This is a genomic window from Clostridium chromiireducens (genome assembly GCF_003575225.1).
GTDB classification, from domain to species: Bacteria; Bacillota; Clostridia; order Clostridiales; family Clostridiaceae; genus Clostridium; species Clostridium chromiireducens.
Genome location: NZ_QXDJ01000002.1, coordinates 601537 through 622512 on the forward strand (window position 1 = coordinate 601537; position 20976 = coordinate 622512).

Consider the following 20976-nt stretch of genomic DNA (forward strand, 5'->3'; position numbering starts at 1 on the left):
CTAATGAAAAATATTCGTGGCAGCTTTGAACTTGTTATTTTCTTTCATGTGCCTAAATTAAAACCTGCTAAAAAAGCAGGTTTTTTACTTAATGATTTGAGAAAATAAAAATCTAAATTACAATTGATTGTTGGCTATTTACTTAAAAACGCATGTTACTATTATTGAGTTTCTTTTAATTAACTAGGGGGAGAAAAAATGTTAAATATATTTAAATCAAAAAAGGAATATAATGAGAATTTTGAATTGGATATGAATAACATACCAAATCATATAGCTATAATAATGGATGGTAATGGAAGATGGGCAAAAGAGCAAAATTTGCCTAGAAGCATGGGACACAAAGCAGGTGTGGAAACTATCAGAAGAATCTTAAAAGAAGCTACAAGGCTTGGCGTGAAAAATTTAACTTTATATGCTTTTTCAACTGAGAACTGGGGTAGACCTAAGGATGAGGTTGGTACATTAATGAAGCTTCTGGTTAGCTATTTAAAGAAAGAATTAAAAGAATGTCATGAAAATGGTGTAAAAATGAATGTTTTAGGAGATATGACAAAGCTGCCTAAAGAATGTCAACAAGCCTTAGAGTCTGCTTTGGAGACAACAAAGAATAATACTAAAATAAACATGAATTTTGCTCTAAACTATGGTGGAAGAGATGAAATAGTTAGAGCTATAAAGCTTATTAGTTCTGATATAAAAAGCAGTAAAATTAAAGAAGAAGATATTAACGAGGAACTAGTAGAAAAATACTTATATACTAAAGGAATACCTGACCCAGACTTAATTATCAGGCCATCTGGAGAACAAAGACTAAGTAATTTTTTACTATGGCAATGTGCATATTCAGAATTTTGGTATTCAAATATAAACTGGCCGGATTTTAAGGAAGTGGATTTAAGAAGAGCTATAGCGGATTATCAAAATAGAGATAGACGCTTTGGTAGAGTTAAATAGAGGAGTGGTTAGATTTTGAAGTCTAATAATAGATATTTAGGTGCTGCTATGATTGCTCCATTTATAATATTTGTTTTTCTTGGAGGAATTTATCTAAAGGGATTTGTATTAGCATTATCCATTATGGCACTTTGGGAGTTTTATAATGCTTTGAAAGAAAAAAGTTTTAAACCAGTCAAGAGTGCAGGATATATTTTATTAATAACATATTATCTTTTAAATAATAACTTTGAATATATGATGTATACTCTTGTAGTTGCAGCTTTTATATTGTTAATACTTCCAGTTATAAATTTAGAATATACATTTATAGATGTTTCACTAACATTATTAGGATTTATTTATTGTGGAATTTTATTTAGCTTTGTATATTTAGTTAATGCAAAGCCGTTAGGTGAATTTTTAATTTGGATTATATTTATAGGGTCTTGGCTGTCGGATACAGCTGCTTTTTATAGTGGGAAATTTTTTGGTAAACATAAACTATCGCCTAAAGTATCTCCTAAAAAGACTATTGAGGGTTCTATAGGCGGGCTTATAGGTGCTACGGTTTTCACAGGGGTATTTGGTGTTGTAGTACAGAATTATCATTACATAATGCCGGTATATAATTACTTCCTAATAGGTACTATGTGTGGTTTATTTGGACAATTGGGAGATTTAGTTGCTTCTTCAATAAAGAGATATGTTGGGATAAAGGATTATAGTAGTTTGATTCCAGGACATGGAGGAATATTAGATAGATTCGATAGTATAATATTTTCTGCTACGGTAGTTTTTTATTACTTAACATTTATAGTGAAAATTTAATAGAAAATATAAATTGAACTTTGTACTAAATATACAAAGTTTAATTTTTTTTATGTAAATTATTCTCGGAAGTTTTTAAGCTAAAATAGTGAGCATATATTATAAAAATGGAAATAATTATGTGTTTAGTGGGGTGAAGCTTATTTTTAAAGCATATAAGAAACTTTTCTCACTTTTATTATCGCTCATATTAGTGGTAATTGGAACTGTTTTGGTAAAGTATTATTTTAAACCGTTCTTATCTATGATTATTATGGTTATAATTTGTTCGCCTATATATAAGATCATGATTAAAGCGAAAATACCAAATAAGATTGCTGGAGCGCTAAGTATTATAGCTGTAAATATTATTATAACGTTAGTGGGAATATACTTAGGAAGTGAAATTTTTTCTATACTGAAAAAACTATACATTACAAATCTAGAATGGATAAATAAATTTATTCAGGATATTTCAATTGCTCTAAACATAGACTTTAATAATTTTAAGATTGGGAAAAGTGTGATTTCAATAATAAATGATCAAAATATAAGGAGAGGGGCAGCGAGTACTGGAGAAGGAATTTTAGCTTATTTTATAGGAAATATATGTGCTTTTTTTATATTAATAGATAGAATGAAGATGGTAGAACTAATCTCAATGATATTACCAAAAGAAATGTTATTAAGATTTAGGAATCAAAAAAATAATTTTATTCAAATGATAGGGATAGAAGGAATACTAATTTTAGCTTCAACTTTAGAGATAATAGTAGGTTTCTTTGTACTAAAGGTTCCTAATTTTTTTATGTTTGGTATAATTTGTGGCGTTCTAGATGTTTTGCCATATGTAGGAACTATAATTGTATTTATTCCGATTATAATATACAATATTATAATGAAGAATTTTCTTACTGCATTTGGGTTAATATGTGTATATATATTAGTGCAAATAGTTAGGGAAGTGCTAGAGGCTAAATTCTTAGGAGAAAAATTAGATATCCATCCTCTTGTTATATTGGTATCTATATATATTGGGGTGAATATTTTCGGAATACTAGGAATATTAGTCGGGCCAATGTACAGTATTTTAGCAAAAGAAATAATTTATAGCACAGAGTGACATAGTAGTTATACAAATACAGATATTGTTTTAAATATCTAAATTTAAGAAGATATAAAACTGTGCTAATTTGGATTTGCTTTTAGGAGGACGAAAAATGAGAAAAATTTCTATACTAGGGGCTACTGGTTCTATTGGAACTCAAACTCTAGATGTAATTAGAAAATCAGATGGAGAATTAAGATTAATTGGAGTAACTGCAAATACTTCAGTACAGAAAGTTATTGAAATAATAAAAGAATTTGAGCCATCGTATGTAGGGATGATGGATCATAACAGTGCAGAAGAAATAAAAAAATATTGTGAAGAATACAATAAGAATATTGAAGTTTTTTATGGGATAGAAGGACTTAATAAAATTGCTTCTTTAAATGAAATTGACATAGTAGTAACATCTGTAGTAGGTATGATAGGATTAGAGCCAACAATGAAAGCTATAGAAGCTAAAAAGGATATTGCGTTAGCAAATAAGGAGACTCTTGTTGTTGCTGGTGAAATTGTAATGAAGGCTGCTAAAGAAAATAATGTAAGAATACTTCCTGTAGATTCTGAGCATAGTGCAATATTTCAATCTTTAAGAGGAAATGATATTAGTACCTTAGGGAAAATAATTCTGACAGCATCTGGTGGTCCTTTTAGAGGGAAAACAACGGAAGAACTAAAAAATATAAAAGTGGAAGATGCGTTAAAACATCCAAAATGGAATATGGGAAGAAAAATATCTATTGATTCTGCTACCCTTATGAATAAAGGTCTTGAAGTAATAGAAGCACATTGGCTTTTCGGATGTGATTATGATAATATACAAGTTACAGTGCACCCTCAAAGCATAGTGCATTCTATGGTGGAATATACTGATGGGAGTATAATAGCTCAGCTAGGTGCGGCAGACATGAGGCTACCGATACAATATGCGTTGAATTATGAGAAAAGAGAAAAGGTTATTGCGGATACAATAGACTTTTATGAAATATCTCAGTTAACTTTTGAAAAGCCGGATTTAGATACATTTAAAGCTTTAGATTTATCATTTAGAGCGGGTAGAATAGGAGGACTCATGCCGACGATTTTAAATGGAGCTAATGAAGCAGCAGTAGAATTGTTTTTGAATGAGAAAATAAAATTTCTGCAAATTGCTGAATTAATAGAAAAATGTATGAAAGTATTTAGTGATGAAGTTGAGAAAGAATTAAATTTAGAAAATATTATTGATTTAGATAGAAGAGTAAAAGAATATATTGCAGAAAAAGCAGTACTTTAAGGAGGTAATTTTTAAATATGTATATAATTTTAGCTATACTAGCTTTTGGTATTTTAATAATTGTTCACGAATTAGGACATTTTACGTTGGCAAAGCTTAATGGAGTGAGAGTTGAGGAATTTTCCATTGGGATGGGTCCAAAGATTTTATCAAAGCAAGGAAAAGAAACAAGATATTCTTTAAGCCTTTTTCCTATAGGTGGATATGTAAAAATGATGGGGGAAGAAGAAAATATTCAGGATGAAAGAAGTTTTTCAGCTAAATCTCCATTAAGAAGAATGAGTATAATAATTGCCGGTGTATTTATGAATTATGTATTAGCAATAGTAATTTTTACTTTCTTCATAAATACATTTGGGTACGTTACAACGACTATTAATAAGATAGAAGATGCATCACCAGCTTATGAGGCAGGATTATTGCCAGGTGATAAAGTCTTAAAAATGAATAATTCTAAGATTTTTTCAGAGGATGATATAATAACTAACATATATCTATCAAAAGGCGAGAAGATAAATTTTTTAGTTGATAGAAATGGTGAAAAAGAGGAGCTAGCAATAATTCCTAAAACTAATGAAAACGGGCAATTAAAGATTGGAGTAGCTTTTGATAGTGTAGAGAAGCCAAGTTTTATAGCAAGTTTTAGACAAAGTTTTAATAAGACAGCTTCATTAGTAAATCAAACTTTTGTAGGGTTGAAAATGATATTTACAGGAAAAGCGAATCTTAAAACTGATGTTGGAGGACCACTTACAATAGTTAAAATGTCAGCAGAAACAGCTAAGGCAGGAATTTGGCCATTGCTTTATTTCACAGCTTTTTTAAGCGTGAATTTAGCGGTATTTAATTTATTACCTTTCCCAGCTTTAGACGGTGGCTGGTGTGTAATTTTATTAATTGAATTTATAACTAGAAGAAAAGTTCCTGATAAAGTAGTTGGAGTGTTAAACTACATTGGATTTGCAGCACTAATTGGATTGATGATAGTAGTAACTATAAAAGACATATTATTTCCAGTGCAATTTTAGAAAAAAGCTTACTTGGATAAAGAAATTTTGAAGGGTAAGCTATTTATATAAATAAGCTGATAAATTTAAGTGTTAGAATAAACAAATAAAAATACTAAAGTAATTGGGATTAGCAAGAGGAGATATATTATATGGAAAGAAGAAAATCAAGAAAAGTAAAAGTTGGAAATACATATGTTGGAGGAGATTCTCCTATTACAGTACAATCAATGACTACAACTCGAACTAAAAATGTTGAAGAGACGTTAAAGCAAATAGGTAGATTATATGATGCAGGATGCGATATTATAAGATGTGCAGTGTTAGATATGGAAGATGCTGAAAGTTTAGGAGAAATAACAAAGAAATCGCCTATTCCAGTAGTAGCAGATATACATTTTGATTATAGATTGGCATTAAAGGCAATAGAAAATGGGGTTTCAGCTCTTAGAATAAATCCTGGAAATATTGGAAGTGTGGATAAAATAAGAGTGCTTAAGGAAGCTTGCAGTGAGAAGCAGATACCAATAAGAATTGGAGTTAATTCTGGATCTTTAGAGAAAGATATTTTAGAGAAGTATGGAATGCCAACTGCAGAGGGATTGGTTGAAAGTGCATTAAGGCATGTTAAGATATTAGAAGAGTTAGATTTTCATGATATTGTAATATCTATAAAATCATCGAATGTACAAATGATGATAGAGTGTTATAGACTAATAGCTGAAAAATGTGATTATCCTCTTCACCTAGGAGTAACTGAGGCTGGAACTATACAAAAGGGAACGATAAAGTCAAGTATAGGTATAGGAACTCTTCTTGCAGAAGGAATAGGAGATACTATTAGGGTGTCTCTGACTACAGATCCAATTGAAGAAATTAAAGTTGGTACAGAAATCTTAAAAGCTTTAGGGTTAAAGAAAAAAGGTGTTGAATTTGTATCATGCCCTACGTGTGGCAGAACCCAAATAAATTTAATAAAAATTGCAGAAGAAGTTGAAAAAAGATTGGAAAATTTCAAAAAAGATATTAAAGTTGCTGTTATGGGATGCGTTGTTAATGGACCAGGAGAAGCAAGAGAATCAGATATAGGAATTGCTGGAGGAAAAGGTGAAGGAATTATCTTTAAAAAAGGTAAAATAGTAAAAAAAGTAAAAGAAGAAGAGCTTGTCGACGCACTAATGGAAGAAATAGAAAAGTTGTACACAGATTAAAAAAGCACGAAGTGCAATTGAGATCATCTCACCGATGAAAAGGGTGCGGAGCACAATTAGGATCATTCCACAGATTAAAAAAGCACGAAGTGCAATTAGGATCATTTCGCAGATGAAAAAAGCACGAACACAATTATAAACTTTCAATAGAATTTATAAATGTTCTAATGATCTTAAGTGTATAATACATTATTTTGATTAAGTAATATTACTCAAATAATTATGTATATTTAAAATTTCCCAGTATCCCTTGTAATATTAATTTATCTGTGATATTATATAAGAAGATTTATTTCTAATAGCTAGAAAAAAGGAGTGGGAAGATTACCCGCTCTTTCTGTTTGTAACGCAACTAACTTACGATAGTTGCGTTTTTGATTACAAATTTTAAAAATGCACATGCTAACTATAATCTATGTGTTTTTAAAAGATGAAAGTGAGGGTTAGAAAATGAAAAAAGATGTATTAATTGAAAAGATTGAAGACCTAGTAAGTCCTGTTTTTTTAGAAGTGTCATGTCGATTATATTATGTGGAATATGTAAAGGAAAATGGAGAGTTTTACTTAAGAATATATATAGATAAAGAAGAAGGTAGAATATCATTAGATGACTGCGAAGCTGTTTCAAGAAGAGTTAGTGAGATTCTAGATGTAGAGGATCCAATTAAGGAAGCATATTACCTGGAAGTTTCATCGCCAGGGCTAAACAGAGGATTATATAACGAGGAACACTTTAAAAGAGTTCTAGGAAAAGAAGTATTGGTTAAGCTTACTAGCGCAATTAATGGAGCGAAAAATATTAAGGGAATATTAAAAGATGTTTCCGAAGACTCCATAATAATTGAAGCAGAAGAAGAAGTTAAAATACCGAAAGATAAAATAAAAGCAGCAAATTTAGAAGGGGAAATATAGACGAGGAGGGTATAAAAATGAATGAAGAGTTTGTAGGTGCTCTTAAAGAATTAGTTAAGGAAAAGGGGATTTGTGAAGATTTGCTTTTTACAACCATTCAAGATGCAATGGTTGCAGCATATAAGAAAAATTATGCCAATGCTAATACAAACGCACAAAATGTTAAAGTTAATATTGATAGAGAAACTGGAGAAATTCATGTATATGCTCAAAAAACAGTAGTTGATGAAGTATATGACGATGTAACAGAAATTTCATTAGAAGAAGCAAAAGAAATAAGTCCTAAAAGTGAAGTCGATGATGTTATAAATCTCGAAGTTACTCCTAAAAATTTCGGAAGAGTTGCAGCTCAACTAGCAAAACAAGTTGTTACTCAAAGAATTAAGGAAGCAGAAAGAAGTATAATATATGACGAATATAAAGAAAAAGAGTTTGATATTATTACAGGAACTATTTTAAGAAAAGATAAAGGAATAGTTTTTGTTAATTTAGGAAAATTGGAAGGTATAATAGGTCCTAACGAACAAATTCCAAATGAGGAATATAAATTCAATGAAAAGTTAAAACTATATATAGTTGAAGTTAAAAATGGAAGCAAAGGACCTCAAATACATGTTTCAAGAACACATCCAGGATTAGTTAAAAGATTATTTGAACTTGAAGTTCCAGAAATCTTTGAAGGAGTAGTTGAAATAAAAAGCATCTCCAGAGAAGCAGGTTCAAGAAGTAAGATAGCTGTACACTCAAATGATGAAGAAGTAGATCCAATGGGAGCTTGTGTTGGGCCGAAAGGAGTAAGAGTTCAAAGTATAGTTAATGAACTTAAAAACGAAAAAATAGATATAATAAAATGGAGCAAAAATCCAGAGGAATTTATTGCAAATTCTTTAAGTCCAGCAAAAGTACTAAGTGTAGTAGTTGATGAAGATAGCAAATCAGCAAAAGTTGTAGTTGACGATAATCAACTTTCACTAGCAATAGGAAAAGAAGGCCAAAATGTAAGGCTTGCAGCTAAACTTACAAATTGGAAAATTGATATTAAAAGTAAATCTCAAAAACAAGCCCAAGATGAAGAAGACGAAAGAATTTTAAATACTGATGTCGAAATAGACAATGAAGAAATTACTGATTTAAATGAATTTGAAATTTCAGATGAAATTGAAATTGAAGAAATAAGAGAATAGAGAGGTGCTTTTCATGAAGGTTAAGAAAATTCCTTTAAGAATGTGCACTGGTTGCATGGAAATGAAACCAAAGAAAGAATTAATTAGAGTAGTAAAAACTCCAGAGGGCGATGTATGTGTTGATTTAACTGGTAAAAAGTCAGGAAGAGGCGCATATATTTGCAAGAGTACAGAATGCTTGGAAAAAGCATTTAAAGCAAAAAGACTTAGTAGAAACTTAGAAACTCCTATAAGTGAAGAAATTTATAATAAGCTAAAGGATGAAGTAAATAATGAATAGGTTTTTTAATTTTCTAAGTATTGCAAAAAAATCGGGTAATTTGCTTGAAGGATATAGCAAATGCGATGATTATAGAAATAATACTAAAATTTATCTTTTTATTATATCTAATGATTTATCAGATAAATCTAAGGATAAATTTAAAAAGCATTGTAATGAAAAAAATATACCATATATTGAAGATTTCTCGAAAGACCAACTAGGAGCTCCGATTGGGCGTAAAGAAATTATGCTGCTTGGGATTCTAGATAGCGATATAGCAAAAAGAATGTTGTCGTTATACGAGGAGGAAAAAAATATATGAGTAGATAATAATACGGGGGTGACTGCATGTCAAAAATAAGAGTACATGAATTAGCAAAAGAACTTAACATAGAGTCAAAGGAATTAGTAACTATATTAATGGATGAATTTAATATAGAAGTTAAAAATCATATGAGTACAATTGAAGATGAAGATGCTGTATTAATCAAGGAATTGTTAGCAGGAAGATCGGAAGGTGATTCAGCAGTATCAGAAGAGAAAACTGGAACTTCGAAGAGTATCGTTGACGTATACGAAGATGAATTAGCAGACCAACTTAATAAAGCAAGTAAGAAAAAGAAAAAGACAAGAAAAGAAGAGCAGGAAGAAGCAGCTAGAGAAGCTAGTAAGAATGCGGGAGAATCTCAAGTTATAGAAATTGGAGAAAGCATAACAGTTAAGGAATTAGCTGAAAAGCTAAAGAAACCTTCAAATGATGTAATAAGAACTTTAATTTTTTCTGGTGTTATGGCAGCAATTAATGCAGAAATAGATTTTGAAACAGCAGAAAAAGTATGTGCTGAATATGAAGTTTTGGTTGAGAGAAAAGAAGAAATTCAAGAATTAGAAGTGTTAGAAATAGAAGAAGATGATGAAGAAAATCTTCAAAAGAGACCACCAATTGTAACTGTTATGGGTCATGTTGACCATGGTAAAACATCTTTACTTGATTGTATAAGAAAAGCAAAGGTTACTGATACAGAAGCAGGTGGTATAACTCAACACATTGGTGCTTATACTATAAAATTGAACGGAGAAGAAATTACATTCCTAGATACTCCGGGTCATGAAGCGTTCACAGCTATGAGAGCTAGAGGAGCACAAATTACAGATGTTGTTATATTAGTTGTTGCAGCAGATGATGGAATTATGCCACAAACTAAGGAAGCTATTGCTCACTGTAAAGCAGCAGGAGTTCCAATGGTAGTAGCAATAAACAAAATCGATAAACCAGGTGCTAATGTAGATAGAGTTAAACAAGAATTAGCTGAACAAGGATTGCTTGCGGAAGATTGGGGCGGAGATACTATTTGTGAAGAAGTATCTGCAAAACAAAATCTGAATATCGATAAGCTATTGGAAATGGTTCTTCTTACAGCTGAAATGCTTGAACTTAAAGCCAATAAAGATAGAAGAGCAGTAGGAACAGTTATTGAAGCTAAACTTGATAAAGGTAGAGGTTCGGTTGCTAGTTTACTAGTTCAAAACGGAACATTAAGAGTTGGAGATTCAATCTTAGTTGGTTCTACATATGGTAGAATAAGAGCTATGTTTGATGATACTGGTAAGAAAATAAAATCAGCTGGTCCATCAATTCCAGTAGAGGTTTTAGGTCTTTCAGAAGTTCCAGAGGCAGGAGATAGATTTAACCAAGTTAAAGATGAAAAAACTGCTAGAAATATGGCTGATAGCAGAAAAGATAAGTTAAAAGCAGAAACTTTACTTGCAAATCATAGAGTTTCATTAGAAGATTTATATAATCAAATTAAAGAAGGTAAAGTTAAAGAGCTTGCGATTATAGTAAAAGCAGACGTTCAAGGATCAGTTGAAGCTATTAAGGGATCATTAGAAAAACTTTCTACTGATGATGTAAAGGTAAGAGTAATTCATGGCGGTGTTGGTGCTATAACAGAAACTGATGTAACACTTGCAACTGCATCTAATGCAATAGTTATTGGATTTAATGTAAGACCTGATAACAATGCAGCTGCTCAAGCTGACAAAGATGGAGTAGATATTAAGACTTATAGAATTATTTATGAGGCTATGGATGATGTTAAAGCAGCGATGATAGGAATGCTTGAACCAGAATATAAAGAAGTTATATTAGGTACTGCAGAAATAAGATCAATATATAAGATTTCAAATATTGGTACAATTGCGGGATGTTATGTATTAAAAGGGAAACTTCAAAGAAATGCAGAAGCTAGAGTTATAAGAGATGGAATAGTAATTTTTGAATCTTCACTATCATCACTTAAGAGATTTAAAGACGATGCAAAAGAAGTAAATGCTGGATATGAATGTGGTTTAACTGTTGAGAAGTTTAACAACATTCAAGAAGGTGACATTATTGAATGCTTCATGATGGAGGCAATCAAGAGAAAAGAACTTTAAAGAGGTGAATTGCAGGTATGGCAAATTATAGAGGTGGAAGAATTAACGAAGAATTTAAAAGAGAAATAAGTAATTTAATTCAGAACGAAGTTAAAGATCCAAGACTTACAGCTATGATTTCAGTTACAGATGTTAAGGTTACTAAAGACTTAAGATATGCTAAGGTTTATGTAAGTATATTCTCTAAAAATGATGATGAAAAGAAAAGTAATCTTGAAGCATTAAGAAATGCAAGTGGATTCATTAGAAAAGCTGTAGGGCAAAGAATAAATCTAAGACATACCCCTGAAATTATTATTGAATTAGATGACTCCATTAATTATGGAATGCGTATGGATGAATTAATTCAAAGGATAAGTAAAGAATAATGAGTAGTCTTAAAGAAATAAAAAAAGAGATTTTATCAGCAAAAAGAATAGGGTTATCATTCCACTCTTCTCCAGATGGAGACGCTATAGGAAGTACTTTAGCTTTGCTTAATGCGTTGAGATATTTAAAAAAGGACGCATATATTATAACGAGAGATGTTATTTCGGATAACCTCTCGTTCCTTCCTTTAGCAAATGAAGTTGATAAAAGCATAACAGAACCAAGAGATAATACTGATTTAGTAATAATATTAGATTGTGGAAATGTTGAAAGAATATCTGCAGATTTAAGGAATTATAATGGGAAAATAATTAATATAGACCACCATATTTCTAACGAAAATTACGGATTTATTAATTATGTAGACATAACTGCAGCTGCTACATGTGAATTATCATATCTTTTAATAAAAGAATTGGGAATTGATTTTGAAAGTAAAACAGATATTGAAATAGCTATAGGAAAAGCAGTTTATACAGGGATTGTAACAGATACTGGTTCGTTTAGACACTCGAATGTTACAAGTAGAACTCATGATATAGTATCAAACCTTATAGCGATTGGATTAGATAATAGTAAAATTCATAGCAATCTTTTTGATAATAAGCCTTTTGAAAAAGTGAAGTTAATGGGAAATGTATTATCTAATATTGAACTTGCGTTAGATAATAAAGTTGCCGTTCTTCAGATACCAAAGGGATTATTAGAGGAATTGAACTTACAGAATGCTGATACTTCAGATATAATTTCGGTTGGTCTTGGTATTAAAGGTGTAGAAGTTTCTATGCTTTTAAAAGAAGTTGAAGATGGGGTAAAGGGTAGTTTAAGATCTAAAAATAATGTAGACGTACGAAAAATTGCAGAGATATACGGCGGTGGCGGACATATAAAAGCTGCTGGTGTTATGCAAAGAGGCGTTGATATTAGAACAGCAAGAAATAACTTGTTAGATTCGCTTAAAAAAGAAATGAACTTATGAAGGAAGGAATAGAAGTTTCACGTATGAAAGAGGAAATAAAAACTTCACTTACTAAGGAAGATAGGAAGAAAGTTAAAGTGAATGGTGTACTAAATGTATTTAAAAATAAAGAAATGTCTTCTTTTGATGTTGTTAGGAAAGTAAGATTTATTGCAAAAGAAAAGAAAGTAGGACATACTGGGACTTTAGATCCACAAGCTACAGGAGTCCTTCCAATATGCCTTGGTAAGGCTACAAAAATTATTGACTATATTATGAATAGCAATAAGACGTATGAGGTTAAATTCATACTTGGAATAAAGACAACTACCTATGACTTAGAAGGTGAAATAGTACAAAGAAATGAAGTACAGCATCTTTCAGAGGAGGAAGTTTCAAAAGTTATAGCATCTTTTATTGGTGAATATGATCAAGTTCCACCAATGTATTCTGCTCTTAAGAAAAACGGAGTAAGACTCTATGATTTAGCAAGACAAGGTATTGAAGTAGAGAGGGAAGCTCGAAGAATTAGTATATTTGATATATCTAATATAAGATTTGAGTTGCCTTATGTATATATGAAAGTATCTTGCTCAAAAGGAACTTATATAAGAAGTTTATGTTATGATATTGGTGAAAAGCTTGAAGTAGGCGCAACTATGACAGAATTAAATAGAAGTGAGACGTCGATATTTAAGCAGGAAAAAAGCATCAATATTAATGACTTAACAGAAGAAAATATAGAAGATTATATAATTACAATGGAACAGGCGCTTTCATTCTATCCTAAAATTATAGTAAATAGTTCATTTACAAGATTATTAGTAAATGGTGTTAAAGTTTTTGATAAACGTTTGACTAGCGAGAAGCGAGAAAAAAATATTCTTTATAGAGTTTATGATAGTGAAAATACTTTCATTGGAATTGGAAAGCAAGATGATGATGGCTTTAAGATTGAAAAATTGTTGCTTTAAGGATATATAAGTAGGCGGCTATTTTTATGTATCTTAAATTAGGAGTAAAGAAATGATTATTATAGAAAAAGATTTACAAGATATTCGAAATACTAATAATTATACAGCTCTTGGAAGTTTTGATGGACTTCATATTGGGCATCTTTCTTTAATATACAAAGTTGTAGAAGTAGCAAAAAAGAATAATGGAAAAAGTATGGTTTTTACATTTAAAAATCATCCCAAGACTCTTATCAATAAAGAGGATGCACCTAAACTTTTAATGGATAACAAAAAGAAAGCTGAAATTCTAGAAATCAATAATGTTGATATTGTTTGTTTTAAAGAATTTGATCTTGAATTCATGAAAATAAAGCCAGAAGAATTTATTAAATCATTAATACTAGAATATAATATTAAAGGCTTTGTAGTAGGATTTAATTATAAATTTGGATATAAAAATCTTGGAAATGTTGAACTTTTAAAAGAATTGCAAAAAAAATACGGATATGAATTATATGTTATGGAGCCATGTACATATAAGAATGAAGTTATAAGCAGTACTAGGATAAGAAAGTCATTGGAAGATGGAAATGTTTTTGAGGCTAGTAGAATGTTAAGTATGCCGTATGCCTTAAGCGGTGAGGTTATTCATGGAAGAAAGATTGGAAGAACTATAGGTTTTCCTACAGCAAATTTAAAATATGATGAAAATTTCATTTTACCTAAGATTGGTGTATATTATACTAATATTTGGGTAAATAATAATATATATAAGGGAATTACATCAGTGGGTAAGAATCCAACAGTAAATGGTGAAAAATTGACAATAGAAACATATATTTTGGACTTTAGCAAAGAAATTTATGGAGAACAGATAGAAGTAAGATTTATAAAAAAAATCCGAGATGAAATAAAATTCAATAGCCTAGATGAATTAAAGGATCAGCTTGAAAAAGACAAATCTTTCGCAAGAGATGAGAATTGTGTGTCGACTTAAACAATATAGTTTACAATAATAGTTACTTTTGATATAATAACACAGGGAACCTAATTCTAAGTTGTAAGGTGCCATCTTTTACTTGGAACTAGGGGATAATTAATATAATACACGGAGGTGCACTTATAATGGATAAGGCAAGAAAATTAGAAATTATTAAAAAGTTTGGAAGAAGTGAAGGAGATACTGGTTCACCAGAAGTTCAAGTAGCATTACTTACTGAAAGAATTCAATATTTAACTGAACACTTAAAGATTCACAAAAAAGATCACCACTCAAGAAGAGGATTATTAATGATGGTTGGTCAAAGAAGAGGTCTTTTAAACTATTTAAGCGATCAAGATATCGAAAGATACAGAACTTTAATCAAAGAATTAGGTTTAAGAAGATAATTTTTAGAGCGGAGTTTTCCGCTCTATTATTTTAAAAATATACAATTATATGGCAAATGAAAAATAACAAGTCCGTGATGTGATGTATATTTTTCTTCAGACGAAGAAGTATATTTGCCTCATAGAGGGCTATTAGGAAAATACGCTTATGAAGAATGAAGAAAAATAGGCTGGCACAAGGATTTGTTATTTTTGATTATGACTAAATAAATTTATAATAATGAGATGAACCTAAAGGGAGGTCATGAATTATGAGTAATGTTCTAACGACTGAAATCGCTGGAAGAGAATTAAAAGTAGAGTTCGGAAAAGTAGGTATGTTATCAAATGCAGCAACATTTACAAGTTATGGTGATACAGTTATTTTGACGAATGTTAATGCGTCACCACAACCAAAAGAAGGAATAGATTTCTTTCCACTAAGTGTTGAATATGAAGAAAGATTATATGCAGTAGGTAAAATTCCAGGTGGATTCATAAAAAGAGAAGGAAGACCATCAGAAAAAGCAATATTAAATGGTAGAGCTGTTGATAGAACAATAAGGCCTCTATTCCCAAAAGGATACAGAAATGATGTTCAAGTAGTTACTACAGTAGTATCCGTTGAAAAAGATAACTTACCAGAAATCTTAGCCATTAATGCAGCGTCTCTTGCGTTATGCCTTTCAAGTATTCCATATACAATTCCAGTTGCTGCAGTGCAAGTAGGTCTTATAGATGGTAAATTCATTACAAATCCAGACACAGAAGGACGTGAAAAAAGTATCCTTCATTTAACTGTATGCGCTACAAAAGAAAAAGTAATGATGATTGAAGCAGGCGGTCGAGAAATACCAGAAGATACTATGATCGATGCTATAAAATATGGTTTTGATGAATGTAAAAAAATTATTTCTTTCCAAGAAGATGCTATGGCTAAGTTCGGGAAGAAAAAGGATGAGCCAGTATTATATACTGTAGACTCGGAAATTGAAAAAGATGTAAAAGAATTTGCTTACGATATGGTTAAAGAAGCAATGTACATTACAGATAAAGATGAAAGAAATGCTGCTGTAGATGTAGTATATGAAAAAGTTAATGAAGCATTTAAAGAGAAATATGCTGAAAAATCAGGTGATATAAAAGAAGTTCTTTACAACATGCAAAAAAAGGTTGTAAGACATATGCTTTTAAAAGATAAAAGAAGACCTGATGGAAGAGCTTTTGATGAAGTGAGAAAAATAGGATGTGAAGTTGGGATTTTACCAAGAACACATGGTACAGGACTATTTACGAGAGGTTTAACTCAAGTAATGACTGTAGCAACACTTGGATCAATTAGCGAAATTCAAATATTAGATGGAATAGATGAAGCACAATCAAAAAGATATATGCATCATTATAACTTCCCAGGATACAGTGTTGGTGAAGTAAAACCTCTAAGAGGACCTGGACGACGTGAAATTGGGCATGGAGCATTAGCTGAAAGAGCGCTTGAGCCATTAATTCCGTCAGAAGAAGAATTCCCTTATACAATTAGATTAGTATCAGAAGTACTAAGCTCAAATGGATCAACATCACAAGCATCAGTTTGCGGTTCAACATTAGCGTTATTAGATGCAGGTGTACCTATTAAAAGACCAGCAGCTGGTATTGCAATGGGATTAATAACATCTGAAGATTTAACAGAAGAAGCAGTTATAACTGATATTCAAGGAATAGAAGATTTCTTTGGAGATATGGACTTTAAGGTGGCTGGAACAACAGAAGGAATAACATCAATTCAAGTTGATACTAAACTTCAAGGATTTAGCTTTAACGTTGTTGAAAATGCAATAAAAGATGCTAGAAAAGCTAGAGTTATGATAATCGATAAGATTAATGAATGTATGGTTTCACCTAGAGAAGATGTCTCATTATATGCACCAAAAACTCAAATAATGAGCATAAACCCAGATAAGATTAGAGATGTAATCGGAGCTGGTGGTAAAGTTATTAACAAGATAATTCAAGATACAGGTGTTAAGATTGATATAAAAGAAGATGGAACAGTATTTGTTAGCTCAACTGATCATAATGGCGTAAATCAAGCCATAAAAATAATAGAGGGCTTAACTAAAGAAGTTAAATCAGGAGAAGTTTATTTAGGTAAAGTAACTAAGATAACAACTTTTGGAGCATTTGTAGAAATCTTACCTAGCAAAGAAGGATTAGTTCATATTTCTAAACTAGCTAAAGAGAGAGTAAACAAGGTTGAGGATGTTGTATCTATCGGGGATGAAATTTTGGTTAAGGTTACAGAAATTGATAACCAAGGCAGAATAAATCTTTCTAGAAAAGATGCTTTATTAGAACAAGAAAATAAAGAGGAAAAATAAAGGGCAATTAATTGCCTTTTTTTTAACTATTAAGGAGGGCAAGTACAAAATGTATAACACATATACCCTTAAAAATGGATTAAGAGTTGTAACTGAAAAAATAGAACATTTAAAATCTATAAGTGTTGGAGTTATGGTTCAAAATGGTTCAAGAAATGAAAATGCAGAAGTTAATGGGATATCTCATTTTATTGAGCATATGTTTTTTAAAGGAACAGATAGAAGAACTTCAAAGGAAGTAATGGAACAAATAGAAAATGTAGGTGGTCAGATCAATGCATTCACAAGTAAAGAAGCTACTTGTTATTATATCAAAGCATTGAATACGCATTTAGATTTATCATTAGATGTGCTTTCAGATATAATGCTGAATGCCAAATTTGATCCAGACGAAATAGAAAAAGAAAAAGGTGTAGTAATTGAGGAAATTAATATGAGTGAGGATTCTCCAGAGGATGTGTTAGATGATATTCACTCTAAATCAGCATTTGGTGACGAAGCATTAGGATTTCCGATATTGGGAACGATCCCCTTGGTAAAATCATTTACAAGAGAAAAAATATTGGATTTTATTAGCGAGAAATATACACCGTATAACTCTGTAATATCAGTCTGTGGTAAATTTGATGATAAGGAACTAGAGGACTTAATTAATAAATATTTTGGGGCATGGGAAAGTAAGGACCAATATAAACCAGAATATAAAGAAACATCAATACAAGTTAACTCAGCAAATGCAAAAAAAGAGATTGAGCAGCTTCATATTTCTTTAGGCTTAGAGGGATTACCATATGGTCATGAAAAGAATTATGCACTAGTACTTCTTAATAATATATTTGGAGGTGGAGCTTCATCAATTCTTTTTCAAAAGGTAAGAGAAGAATTGGGATTGTGCTATTCTATTGCATCTTATCTGCAACCGTTTCAAGACGTCGGTACTCTAAATATATATGCGGGTTTAAATAGAAATTATGGAGAAAAAGCTTTAGAAGTTATAGATAAGGAAATCACTCTTTTTGGTAAAAATGGTATAACTGATAAACAACTTGAGATCAATAAAGAAAAGATAAAAGCTAATTACATTTTGGGATTAGAAAGTACTAGTTCTAGAATGTTTTCAAATGCGAAAGCGTACCTTTTCAGAAATAAATTAAAAACTCAAGAAGAAGTAATAAAAAAGATAGATGATATAAGTAAAGATGATATTCAATATGTTTTAGATAGGTGCTTTAAAAAAGGAGTTTTAAATGCAGCATACGTTGGTCAAGATGTAGAATATAAGAAGTTAGATTCTATAATCTTGAAGAATGCAAAGGCTTATGATAATTCAAATAATGATAGTAAGCTTAATTTATAAACAATAGTGTAATAATAAACCTCCTTATCTCATATTATTTTATGAGTACAAAAGGAGGTTTTTATTATGAGTGAGGAAAATAAAATAAAATACTTAAGTGATATAGAAAGATATGAACTTATAAACATTAACGATGGGGAAAAGTATGACTATCTATTAAATAATGATTTGATAATAGATGATGAAGGAAACTTTAAATATTTAATAGTGAATCTCAGTGGTGGAAAATTTAATCTTTTTAGTAGTAAAGATTTTTTAGAGATTCCGTGGGAATGTGTAAAGAAAATCGGGGCTAAAACAATAATATTAGATGCAGATGATGAAGTGATTAAAAAGGTTAAGCTATAATTAGGAGGAAATGTAATGAAAATAGTCGTACAAAAGTTTGGAGGAACTTCGGTATCAACTGAAGAAAATAGACAGCAAGTTATTAATAAGGTTAAAAATGCCATTAAGGAAGGGTATAGTCCTGTTCTAGTGGTATCTGCTATGGGAAGGAAAGGCCAGCCTTATGCGACTGATACGCTATTATCATTAATAGATGATAAATTCAAAAATACAAACAAGTTGGCTAAGGATCTGCTTATGTGTTGTGGAGAAATTATTAGTTCTGTTGTGATGAGTGATGATTTATATAATGCAGGAATTGATGCTGTACCACTTACTGGAGGACAAGCGGGAATATTAACTGATAATAATTTTAATGAAGCGACTTGTATTGACGTTAAGCCAAAAAAAATATTTGACTTAGTATCACAAGGAAGAGTCCCAGTGGTAACTGGATTCCAGGGTGTTACTGAAAATGGATATTTGACTACCTTAGGAAGAGGTGGGAGTGATACTACAGCTTCAATTTTAGGAGTGGCTCTTAAGGCTGAGGCTATTGAAATATATACCGATGTAGATGGAATTATGACGGCAGATCCAAGAGTAGTTGAAAATGCTAATTTAATAGATGTTATAAGCTATTATGAAGTATTCCAATTAGCTGAAAAAGGCGCCACTGTAATTCATCCAAAAGCAGTTGAAGTAGCAATGGAAGGAAATATTCCTATATTAATAAAAAATACAATGAGCGACTGTAAGGGAACTTTAATTAATAATTTTGGCGATAAGAGTAATGATAGAATGATGACTGGCATTACAAGTCAAAAAAATAGGATTCAAGTGTCTATTACTGCAGCTGAAAATCAAGGCAATAGCAAATATAAGAATGTCTTAGATTTGCTAGCAGCAAATAAAATAAGTTTGGATTTAATAAACATATTTCCAAGTGAACAGATTTTTACTGTAAATCAGGCCGATAAAGAAACTTTAGAAAATGTCTTAAATAGTGCTAACTTAAAATATATATTAATAGAGAATTGTAGCAAAGTAGCAGTTATTGGCTCAAAAATGAAAGGGATACCTGGTGTTATGGCTAAGATTATTAAAGCATTAAGTGATAACAATATTGAAGTATTGCAAACAGCTGATTCACATATGACAATTTGGTGTTTGGTTCATTCAAAAGATGAAAAAGAAGCAATTAATGTTTTACATAAAACTTTTAAGCTTTAGCAATTGAAAATATGAATTAAAAATATAAATTAAAAATATAAATTAGATTTATAGGCTAATTTATATTTTCATACTTTATACTATGAATAAAATAATTCCGAATGTACAAAATAAAATTAGTATAGGAGGAATTATTTTATGGATAAATATATTTTAAACAGTGATAATACAGAAAAAGAAGAAAAAGAAAAATCAGAAGCGCAAGATAAAATAGAAAATGTGAAAGAGCTTGGAAATACAGCTCTAGCGACTCCAAATAAAAAAATACAGGTGCTATCTATAATAGGTCAAATTGAGGGACATTCAGTATTACCTCCACAAACTAAAGCTACGAAATATGAACATATTATACCACAATTAATCGATATTGAACAAAATGAAGACGCAAAAGGATTACTTATAGTATTAAATACAGTTGGAGGAGATGTAGAGGCTGGTCTTGCGATTTCTGAAATGATTCGAAGCATGTCTAAGCCTACTGTATCTGTAGTGATTGGTGGAGGACATTCAATAGGAGTTCCACTTGCAACATCAGCAGATTTTTCTTTTATAACTCCATCTGCGACAATGATTGTTCATCCCGTAAGAATGAATGGGTTTGTGATTGGCGTAGCGCAAACATTTGAGTATTTTAAGAAAATGCAGGAAAGAATAAATGAATTTATTGTTCGAACATCAAATATAGAACAAGATAATTTAGAAAAGTTCATGTTGCAAACTAACGATTTGCTAAATGATGTTGGAACCATGTTGATTGGAAAACAGGCCGTTGAGTGTGGACTTATCGATGAGGTTGGAGGAATAAAGGAAGCTTTAGAAAAACTTAATGAGCTTATAGAAAAATAGCATTCTATTTTTAAGGTTATAGAAAAAATCTATAGCCGA

The 20976-nt window shown here is 30.8% G+C and carries 21 protein-coding genes; all 21 read left to right on the forward strand.

Features of this window, described 5'->3' with window-relative positions; translation table 11 throughout:
- Positions 1 to 198: 198 nt before the first annotated feature.
- The 21 genes from D2A34_RS08055 to D2A34_RS08155 all read left to right on the forward strand — a co-directional run bounded on the left by D2A34_RS08055 (position 199) and on the right by D2A34_RS08155 (position 20937).
- Positions 199 to 957, forward strand: coding sequence for an isoprenyl transferase (locus tag D2A34_RS08055; protein ID WP_079438279.1), 759 nt, complete (start codon positions 199 to 201; stop codon positions 955 to 957).
- Positions 958 to 972: 15 nt separating this feature from the next.
- A complete protein-coding gene (locus D2A34_RS08060; RefSeq protein WP_079438278.1) occupies positions 973 to 1767 on the forward strand; it encodes a phosphatidate cytidylyltransferase in 795 nt (264 codons plus the stop codon).
- Between the two features lie 133 nt (positions 1768 to 1900).
- Positions 1901 to 2869: an AI-2E family transporter gene (locus D2A34_RS08065; RefSeq protein ID WP_119366659.1), complete on the forward strand. Its 969-nt coding sequence runs from the start codon at positions 1901 to 1903 to the stop codon at positions 2867 to 2869.
- Between the two features lie 97 nt (positions 2870 to 2966).
- On the forward strand, positions 2967 to 4130 hold the full coding sequence (gene dxr / locus D2A34_RS08070; protein ID WP_119366276.1) for a 1-deoxy-D-xylulose-5-phosphate reductoisomerase: 1164 nt from the start codon (positions 2967 to 2969) through the stop codon (positions 4128 to 4130).
- A gap of 17 nt (positions 4131 to 4147) precedes the next feature.
- Positions 4148 to 5158, forward strand: coding sequence for a M50 family metallopeptidase (locus D2A34_RS08075; protein ID WP_079438276.1), 1011 nt, complete (start codon positions 4148 to 4150; stop codon positions 5156 to 5158).
- Positions 5159 to 5289: 131 nt separating this feature from the next.
- Positions 5290 to 6348: a flavodoxin-dependent (E)-4-hydroxy-3-methylbut-2-enyl-diphosphate synthase gene (gene ispG, locus D2A34_RS08080; RefSeq protein ID WP_119366277.1), complete on the forward strand. Its 1059-nt coding sequence runs from the start codon at positions 5290 to 5292 to the stop codon at positions 6346 to 6348.
- Between the two features lie 450 nt (positions 6349 to 6798).
- Positions 6799 to 7260 carry a ribosome maturation factor RimP gene (gene rimP, locus D2A34_RS08085; RefSeq protein ID WP_079438274.1) on the forward strand — a complete coding sequence of 154 codons (462 nt, stop codon included), beginning with the start codon at positions 6799 to 6801 and terminating at the stop codon, positions 7258 to 7260.
- A 17-nt stretch (positions 7261 to 7277) separates the two neighbouring features.
- Entirely contained in the window at positions 7278 to 8444 is a 1167-nt protein-coding gene (nusA, locus tag D2A34_RS08090) for a transcription termination factor NusA (RefSeq protein ID WP_079438273.1), read from the forward strand.
- A gap of 13 nt (positions 8445 to 8457) precedes the next feature.
- The gene (gene rnpM / locus D2A34_RS08095) at positions 8458 to 8724 is read left to right on the forward strand and encodes an RNase P modulator RnpM (RefSeq protein WP_079438272.1); all 267 of its coding nucleotides are present in this window, start codon (positions 8458 to 8460) and stop codon (positions 8722 to 8724) included.
- Entirely contained in the window at positions 8717 to 9028 is a 312-nt protein-coding gene (locus D2A34_RS08100; protein ID WP_079438271.1) for a ribosomal L7Ae/L30e/S12e/Gadd45 family protein, read from the forward strand. The genes rnpM and D2A34_RS08100 overlap by 8 nt, the downstream gene beginning before the upstream one ends.
- 26 nt (positions 9029 to 9054) lie before the next feature.
- Positions 9055 to 11145, forward strand: a complete 2091-nt coding sequence (gene infB, locus D2A34_RS08105) for a translation initiation factor IF-2 (RefSeq protein WP_079438270.1) — start codon at positions 9055 to 9057, stop codon at positions 11143 to 11145.
- A 17-nt stretch (positions 11146 to 11162) separates the two neighbouring features.
- Positions 11163 to 11513, forward strand: a complete 351-nt coding sequence (rbfA, locus tag D2A34_RS08110) for a 30S ribosome-binding factor RbfA (RefSeq protein ID WP_079438269.1) — start codon at positions 11163 to 11165, stop codon at positions 11511 to 11513.
- Entirely contained in the window at positions 11513 to 12493 is a 981-nt protein-coding gene (locus D2A34_RS08115; RefSeq protein WP_079438268.1) for a DHH family phosphoesterase, read from the forward strand. Before rbfA ends, D2A34_RS08115 begins: the two co-directional genes overlap by 1 nt.
- A gap of 77 nt (positions 12494 to 12570) precedes the next feature.
- Positions 12571 to 13446, forward strand: coding sequence for a tRNA pseudouridine(55) synthase TruB (gene truB / locus D2A34_RS08120; protein ID WP_079438353.1), 876 nt, complete (start codon positions 12571 to 12573; stop codon positions 13444 to 13446).
- Positions 13447 to 13498: 52 nt separating this feature from the next.
- Complete coding sequence (locus D2A34_RS08125; protein ID WP_079438267.1) at positions 13499 to 14425, forward strand: bifunctional riboflavin kinase/FAD synthetase; 927 nt, start codon at positions 13499 to 13501, stop codon at positions 14423 to 14425.
- Between the two features lie 128 nt (positions 14426 to 14553).
- Positions 14554 to 14817 carry a 30S ribosomal protein S15 gene (rpsO, locus tag D2A34_RS08130; protein WP_119366278.1) on the forward strand — a complete coding sequence of 88 codons (264 nt, stop codon included), beginning with the start codon at positions 14554 to 14556 and terminating at the stop codon, positions 14815 to 14817.
- Positions 14818 to 15068: 251 nt separating this feature from the next.
- On the forward strand, positions 15069 to 17174 hold the full coding sequence (locus tag D2A34_RS08135; protein ID WP_079438265.1) for a polyribonucleotide nucleotidyltransferase: 2106 nt from the start codon (positions 15069 to 15071) through the stop codon (positions 17172 to 17174).
- A 49-nt stretch (positions 17175 to 17223) separates the two neighbouring features.
- Complete coding sequence (locus tag D2A34_RS08140) at positions 17224 to 18531, forward strand: M16 family metallopeptidase (protein ID WP_079438264.1); 1308 nt, start codon at positions 17224 to 17226, stop codon at positions 18529 to 18531.
- A gap of 66 nt (positions 18532 to 18597) precedes the next feature.
- Positions 18598 to 18879 (forward strand): YlmC/YmxH family sporulation protein, encoded by a 282-nt coding sequence (locus tag D2A34_RS08145; RefSeq protein WP_079438263.1) that lies wholly within the window; start codon positions 18598 to 18600, stop codon positions 18877 to 18879.
- Positions 18880 to 18894: 15 nt separating this feature from the next.
- Positions 18895 to 20091 (forward strand): aspartate kinase, encoded by a 1197-nt coding sequence (gene dapG / locus D2A34_RS08150; RefSeq protein WP_079438262.1) that lies wholly within the window; start codon positions 18895 to 18897, stop codon positions 20089 to 20091.
- A gap of 138 nt (positions 20092 to 20229) precedes the next feature.
- Complete coding sequence (locus D2A34_RS08155) at positions 20230 to 20937, forward strand: ClpP family protease (protein WP_079438261.1); 708 nt, start codon at positions 20230 to 20232, stop codon at positions 20935 to 20937.
- Positions 20938 to 20976: the final 39 nt, after the last annotated feature.